Source organism: Lacisediminimonas sp., from assembly GCF_030645335.1.
In the GTDB taxonomy this organism is placed as follows: Bacteria; Pseudomonadota; Gammaproteobacteria; order Burkholderiales; family Burkholderiaceae_D; genus Lacisediminimonas.
Window position 1 is genome coordinate 1 of record NZ_JAUSNH010000136.1, and the last position, 6887, is coordinate 6887.

Here is a 6887-nt window from a genome sequence, read left to right on the forward strand (position 1 = left end):
CCTCCAGAAACTCAGCCTGCACATCGGTGGGCCCGTCGGTGGCCCGGCTGTTTCGGGTCCACAAATCAACGAGGTCGCTGCGCAATGCCGCTTGTCCCTCGGTGTCCAGCGCGGCCAGAGCACGCAGTGTCGGCCCGTAAAACTCGAAGAAAAACTCCACCACTTCGGCCGGCGCAAACGGATAGCGCATCGGATACATGCGCCGGGTGACGGTAATCGATTCGCTACCTGGCTGCAGTCGTTCACGCACGATTGCTTCGTCACCCCATTTCAAGGGAGACACCATCAGCGGTGGCGGCGGCACATGCTTGCCGATGACTTTGAACATTTGTCCGACGTGCCCTTCCGGGGTCCAGTTTGCCATGACGATGCGCCCGCCTGGCCGGCACACCCGCAGCAGCTCGGCCGCCACCAGGTCGGGGCGCGGTGCGAACATGGCGCCGATCAGGCTGGTCACCAGGTCGAACGATGCATCAGGGTAAGGCAGCATTTCGGCGTCGCCTTCGTCGAAGCGCGTGGTGAGGCCGGCTTCGCTGGCGCGGGCACGTGCTTGCTCGACCAGGTTGGTGGCAAGGTCGATACCCGTCACATCCACGCCAGCCCTGGCCGCAGGAATGGCAATCTGCCCTGCGCCGCAGGCCACATCCAGCATGCGCGTACCGGGCGCAATCTGCAGTCGGTCCAGGAAGTCCAGTGCGCCGGGCAACAGGTATTGCGCAAAGTGCCCATAGTCGCCCGACATCCAGGTTGCCTTCAGTCGTCCCTTGAGGGCTTCCATTTCGGGGGTCATTGTTGCAGTTGAAGCGGTCACATCGGTTTCAGCCATGATTGCTCTCCGTTCATTGATGGGCTTGATGAATCGGCCCGCTTCACTGACGTCTGCACGGCTTTGCCGGCCATGCTTGCCGGCATCGGCAAACTCGGGCCAGCACTTTGCCTGCCTGCCAGCTTGTAGGCTTTGTAATGGACTCCCCTGCGCTGCAACGTTGATTGTGGTGCCCTGTTGATTTCTGAGTTTGCGTTCGTTCAGCGAATACTCAGACTGGGCTTGACTATCTGCTCTCCGGGCCGGATCTGCTTTTAATTGCGCCTGTGCTTCTGTTCCCACGCCATGAATTCCAGCGCATGCAGCCCGAACCGGACTGCATTGCCGGCATGCAGGCTGCCGAACTCTTCCCGCACCAGCCTGATGAAATGTTCCTGCTCCGGCAACGGGACCGTCGGCGGCAGTGATTGGCGCACCACGTTTTCTGTCGGCGGCAGTCCGCCCTGCACGATCGCACGCATCGTTTGCGCCAGTGCAACGCGGTGGCGCAGCCGGAACAGGTCGGGCGGCACCAGCTGGCTGCGCACGGCAACGTATTGCTGGCAGGAGCGTTCATACGCGCCGACAAATACATCGCGCAGCAGCTCGATGCGATTCATTTCGTACACCCCCAATAGCGCGTCGATATACGGGCGCTGCGGCACGTCGATGAAGGACAGCGGACACAGGTTGGCCCTGATCAGCGGGATATTGGCGGCCAGGCGGGACACCCGCTTGTTCACGTCGTCAAACGCTTGCAGGTAAGGCAGGTGCACCATCAGGAAAAACGCCTGCTCGAACGGGTCGTCGATTTCATTGGCCATGCCGGTCATCAGGGCGAACAGTTCTTCTATCGACTGCGGCACGGCGTTCGGCAGGTAGACGCTGCCGGCAATCTGGACCGCATGCCGGCGCAAGCGGCCGCAGGCCATGCGGTCGGCCAGCAGGCCGTCGGACAGCAGTGCGTGCAGGGCGACGATTGTTTCGGTGTTCACGCTCAGGTGTTCGGCGTCGTGCACCAGGTATTCGATGGCGGCCTTGTGGTTCAGGATCATCTGGGTTTCGATGCTGTCCTTGCCGCTGGCGGCCTGGCCGAACTGGATCAGCTTTTCGGTATCGAGCCGGCTATAGGTGTTGCCTTCCAGGCGTGAGGACGCCCAGGACAGGTCGATCAATAGCCGGTTGAAAATATCGCGTGCAAAGGTGCCGGCGGCGGCCTGCCCCACCGGAGACCGCCCCATGCTGTGCAATTGCTCGCGCAAGTTTGCGGGCAGGCAAAAGGTCTGGTTGGGCTGGTAGGCTTCCAGGAAGGCGATGTGGTAACCGACCGGGCGACGCTTCTGCACGGGTTGGCGCACATAGGCCTGGATTTGTTCGCCTTCGGGGGTGGCGGGTGCGGGAAAGTCGTCGGTTTCACGCACCATCAGGCCGGCGTGCTGCATGTCCGGAATCACGGGCTGGGCATAGGTGTGCACGGCTTGGTATTTGACGGCGCGCCAGGCACGGCGCGGGGTGACGCGGCCTTGCGCGACAAGTTCGGCAATGCGCCGCTGCAGGGTGCGGCGCGATAGCTGTCCGAGCGTGCTGGCCAGCAGTTGGTCGATGTCGACGCCGTCCGGTGAACGGGCGATCAGGCCGGCCAACTGGTCCAGCTCTTCAGGTGAAATGACTTTTGGCATCGCAGGATTTTTATGTCGTGCGACATAGTATTGCGCCAATTTATTTGACGCTCAATCTATTTATTTGACGTTTTATCGTTTTATTTGACGTTTGATGTGCTGGCGCGACAAATAATAAGCACTGGCCCGGCACCGGTATCGGCCCGCTTCCGGGTTGACCACGGCCCACCCTTCCCTTCCTGATGATCAGGTGACGAGTTGCCCCAAAAAGCGTGCAAACGGGACGATATTGCGCTCGACGCTGGCTTGTTCCAGCGCGGCCATGTAGTCCTCGCGCTGCGCCATCGGGACGACGATCCACGGGTAGCCGCCAGACGCCAGCATGACGTTCATCAAGAACCTGCCCATGCGGCCATTGCCATCGAAGTAAGGATGGATGTAGACGAACATGAAGTGCCCCAGCACGACGCGCACTGCCGGTTCGGGTTCGTTGCGAAGCAATTCAAAAAATGCCGGCATCAACTCGCGCACCGCTTGATGATTTGGCGGCGCGTGGTGGGAACGACGTATGAAGACGGGCCCGCTGCGGTAACCGGCCAGGTCGGCTGGTCGAAGTATGCCCGCTGTAATGCTGGGGCCGAACAGCTCGCGATACCAGGCGCCGTGTTCGGCTTGGGCGACTTGCCCTGCGTTCTCGCGGCCCAGGACTCGTTCCACGCTGAGTTTTACACGCTGGAAGGCTTGCCAGTATCCGCGCGCAGCCAGTGCGTCGCGCTGGTTGCGATCAACTTCATCGGCGCCTGGATTCCAGTCGCCCGCACGCACGCGCTCAATCAAGTCGGCACTGACCCGGTAGCCTTCTATCGACAGCGAGTTGTAGGCATCGGCTGCGTAGACATCATCGACTTGCCGCAAGTACGCCGCCTTGCGAAGCTTTGATTTCGGCGGCGCCGGAAAATTTTCCAGCACTTCGTCCCGCATTTTTTCCCATGTCATTGTCATTCGGTTGACGGCGGGGGAAGCGTGCTGCAGCGGGATAGCCAGCGGTGCAATGCCTTTGAACGGATCGGTTTCCACGATGCTGTAGCCGGCGGCGCGCATGGTGTCCTTGATCTGGTCGGCAATGGCGATCCTGCCAATATTGCGGAATGCGCCTGCGAGCCTGCCGGCCACAACGGAGTGACCGCCTTCAAGCAGGAAGCCCAGCACTTCCGATGCATCCGTCACGGCGGCAAGCGCTGCGCGCATGACAATGGGCTGCGCGCTGAAATGCGTTGGCGAGCTCGCAATGAGCCCCGCTGCCAGGCTGTACACCCGCATGCCGTTATTGATTTCTGTGTGCGTGCCTGGCGGCATTTCCAGCCGCACGTCGAAGATCGAGGTGCAGTGTGGCAGGACCAGCGGCTTGTTGCCGCCCATTGGTGAACGTACCTGTAACTGCCTGGGCACCGTCCAGTCGCCGGTGAACAGGGTCAGCGATTGCTCAGGCCCCAGGCACCATTCCTGTTGGAAGCGCTCGTCCAGGTAACCAGCGCAAAACGCCCAGAACGAGGTCATCCAGGCAGTGCTTTCGCCGGGCACTTCGTCGGGCCGGGTCGCGATGTACCAGCCTTTGACCACTTCCCGCAAGAAGCCGCTCTTTACCAGGCGCTCACGGTGCAGGCGACTCAATTGGCTGCTTCGGATCGCCACGACCCCCTCGTCCTGCAAGGCTTGCAGGAGTCCCAATGAGGTAGCAAGGTTCTCTGAGGGCGTTGCCATGGCGATGCTTTTGAGGCGTTTTCAGGTTATTGAGTATAGCGATATTTAGGTTATTGTGCTTATCGGTTTTTAGGTTATTGTGCTTATCTGTTTTTAGGTTATTGTGCTTTTTTGAGTCCTCCGTTCCAATTCACCCCTTGAACCGCTGGTGCAGGCGCCTGCAGCGCGGCGTGCCATACCGCTCATCATCCACCGATTTTTCCGCTCCCGGCAAGGCGCACATTTTGAGCCTGCACTCAGGTAAGCTGCGAGGCATCGCGCATCGAGCAACATGCGCTGGCGACAACTTGCAGTAAAGGACAGTGTGACGATGGAAACTATCTGGTTGGGTGTGGGCGGGATGGCCCTTGGCTTGCTGGTCGGCTGGATCGCGTCGAAGGCGCGCAGCGGGGCGGCGTTTGAAAAAATCCGCTCCGAACTGGCTGTGGGCCTGGCCACGGCGACCGAGCGGATCAGGACGACCGATATCGAGCGCGAGCAGTTGCGCGAGGAGCTTCGGTCCTTGTCGGCGGAGCTCAAGCAGCATCTGGCGGACTCTGAAAAGCAGCTCGACGCCTTGCGCAGCGATGCTTCTGCCTACCGCGAGACCGCCGGCCGGGCAGAAACGCAGCTGGAGGCAGAACGGCTGGCGCTGGAAAAAACAGCCGCGGAACTGACCATTGCGCGCGACAAGGTCGAGGCGCTGACGCGCGAGTCGCGCAACCTGCAGGCGAACGTGGCGGAGCTGGCGACATCGCTGGAACTGGAGCGTGAATCCGCAGCGGACAAGCTGCTGTTGCTGCAGGAAGCCAAGGAGGCGCTGTCGAACCAGTTCAAGTCACTGGCCAACGACATCCTCGATGAAAAATCAAAGCACTTCGCCGAGCAGAACAAGGTGCACCACGCCAGCTTGGGCCAGATCCTCGACCCGCTGCGCACCAAGCTGCATGAGTTCCAGGGCAAGGTGGAGCAGGTGTATGTGCAGGAGGGCAAGGATCGCACTGCGCTGGCCGAGCAGGTCAAGCAATTGATGGAGCTGAACCAGTCGCTGAGCCAGGACGCCAAAAACCTGACGCAAGCCCTGAAGGGGTCGAACAAGACCCAGGGCAATTGGGGCGAGCTGGTGCTGGAACGGGTACTGGAGTCGTCCGGCCTGCGCAAGGGCGAGGAATACCTGGTCCAGGACAGCCGCAGCCGCGAAGACGGCTCGCGCGGCCAGCCTGACGTGGTGATCCGGCTGCCGGAGGACCGGCACCTGGTGGTCGATGCGAAGATGTCGCTGATCGCGTATGAGCAGTTTGTACTGGCCGACACCGACAGCGAACGCGCCAGCGCGACCAAGCGCCACCTCGATTCCGTGCGCGCACATATCCGCGGCCTGTCCGAAAAAAATTACCAGAAACTGTATGAATTGCAGTCGCTCGATTTCGTGCTGATGTTCGTGCCGCTGGAACCGGCGTTCATGCTGGCCGTGACCGGCGACGACCAGTTGTTCATGGATGCCTGGAAAAAGAACGTGCTGCTGGTCAGCCCGTCGACCCTGCTGTTCGTGGTGCGCACCGTGGCCCACCTGTGGCGGCAGGAGTCGCAAAGCAAGAATGCGCAGGATATCGCGCATCGCGGTGCGGAGCTGTACGACAAGCTGGTCGGCTTTGTGCAGGACCTGGAGACGCTGGGCAATCGGCTCAAGATGGCGCAGCAGTCCTACGACTCGGCCCACAACAAGCTGGCGAGCGGCCGCGGCAATGTGATCCGGCAGGCGGAAATGCTGCGCGAGCTGGGCGTCAAGCCGACCAAGCAATTGCCACCGGTGCTGGTGGATGCGGCAACGCTGGAGCCGCTGGTGCTGCCGCCGCATTCGGATATTTCGAAGTCTGCGGCCTAGGGGCTGGGCGGGATATCGTCCCGCCCTACTCCGTCCGCCCTACTCCTCACGCAAGCGGTCTGACAAGCCGCTGACCCTGATGGTCTTGGTGCCGACCGCGCTGGTGATTGCTGCGGCTGTGCCAACGAGGACCAAGCCTTCTTTCGTCCGGGTCACGGCGGTGTAAAGCAGCTCGCGCGTGACCACGCGCGACGCCCGGCCCGGCAGCACCGTCATCACGTTGGCAAATTCCGATCCCTGTGCCCGGTGTACCGTCATTGCCCATGCGGTTTCGTGTTCCGGCAAGCGGGCGATGCCGACTGCGCGCCAGCCCTGGTCGCGGTCGGGAAACATCACCATCAGTTCACCGTTGGCGTCACGCAGCGCAATGCCGATGTCGCCGTTGGAGAGCCTTTGCGTGTAGTCGTTGCGCAGGATGGTGATGGGCCGGCCGACATACCAGGCTGCCTGCAATTGGGCGGGCATTTGCGGGGCAACAGGCAGGCTTGCCTTCAGGCGTGCAGTCAGCGCCGAGTTGATGCCTGTGACGCCGCGCCCGGTATTGCGGATGGCGCACAGCACGCGGAACTGGTCGAATGCGGCCAGCACCGCTGGCGGATCCTGCTCGGCCGCGTGCACGACGCGGGTGTAGGGCAGGAAGCTCTCCACGGCCACCGCCATTGCAGCCGGCGGCAGTTCGTCGCCGTCGTCGGCAATCCAGCCGATGTGCGGGGACTGCTGTTGCTGCAGCCAGGCCAGCGTGTCTGCCGCTGCGCCGGCCACCACCAGCGCGGCCAGTTGGCCGATGGCGGAATCCTTGCCGAAGCGATAGTTGCGGGTCAGCCAGACGACGGCATCC

Annotated in this window: 5 protein-coding genes; 1 reads left to right on the top strand and 4 read right to left on the bottom strand. The window is 61.8% G+C overall.

All coding sequences use genetic code 11. From position 1 onward, the window contains the following. The 3 genes from Q7T64_RS09860 to Q7T64_RS09870 form a co-directional block, all read right to left on the bottom strand. On the bottom strand, positions 1 to 826 hold an 826-nt coding region (locus Q7T64_RS09860; RefSeq protein ID WP_304795037.1), incomplete at its 3' end, for a class I SAM-dependent methyltransferase. A 254-nt stretch (positions 827 to 1080) separates the two neighbouring features. Beyond that, a complete protein-coding gene (locus tag Q7T64_RS09865; protein WP_304795039.1) occupies positions 1081 to 2484 on the bottom strand; it encodes a Fic family protein in 1404 nt (467 codons plus the stop codon). A 186-nt stretch (positions 2485 to 2670) separates the two neighbouring features. After that, complete coding sequence (locus Q7T64_RS09870) at positions 2671 to 4185, bottom strand: Fic family protein (protein WP_304795041.1); 1515 nt, start codon at positions 4183 to 4185, stop codon at positions 2671 to 2673. A 310-nt stretch (positions 4186 to 4495) separates the two neighbouring features. On the opposite strand from Q7T64_RS09870, the gene rmuC reads away from it, so the two are divergent. After that, entirely contained in the window at positions 4496 to 6049 is a 1554-nt protein-coding gene (rmuC, locus tag Q7T64_RS09875) for a DNA recombination protein RmuC (protein WP_304795043.1), read from the top strand. Positions 6050 to 6088: 39 nt separating this feature from the next. Here the strand turns inward: rmuC and Q7T64_RS09880 are convergent. Next, positions 6089 to 6887, bottom strand: a 799-nt coding sequence (locus tag Q7T64_RS09880) for an ATP-binding domain-containing protein (RefSeq protein WP_304795045.1), incomplete at its 5' end; no start/stop codon positions are given.

Coding starts and splice junctions, on each gene's coding strand:
- Q7T64_RS09870 (WP_304795041.1), bottom strand. CDS start 4,185: ATGGCAACGCCCTCAGAGAACCTTGCTACCTCATTGGGACTCCTGCAA.
- Q7T64_RS09865 (WP_304795039.1), bottom strand. CDS start 2,484: ATGCCAAAAGTCATTTCACCTGAAGAGCTGGACCAGTTGGCCGGCCTG.
- rmuC (WP_304795043.1), top strand. CDS start 4,496: ATGGAAACTATCTGGTTGGGTGTGGGCGGGATGGCCCTTGGCTTGCTG.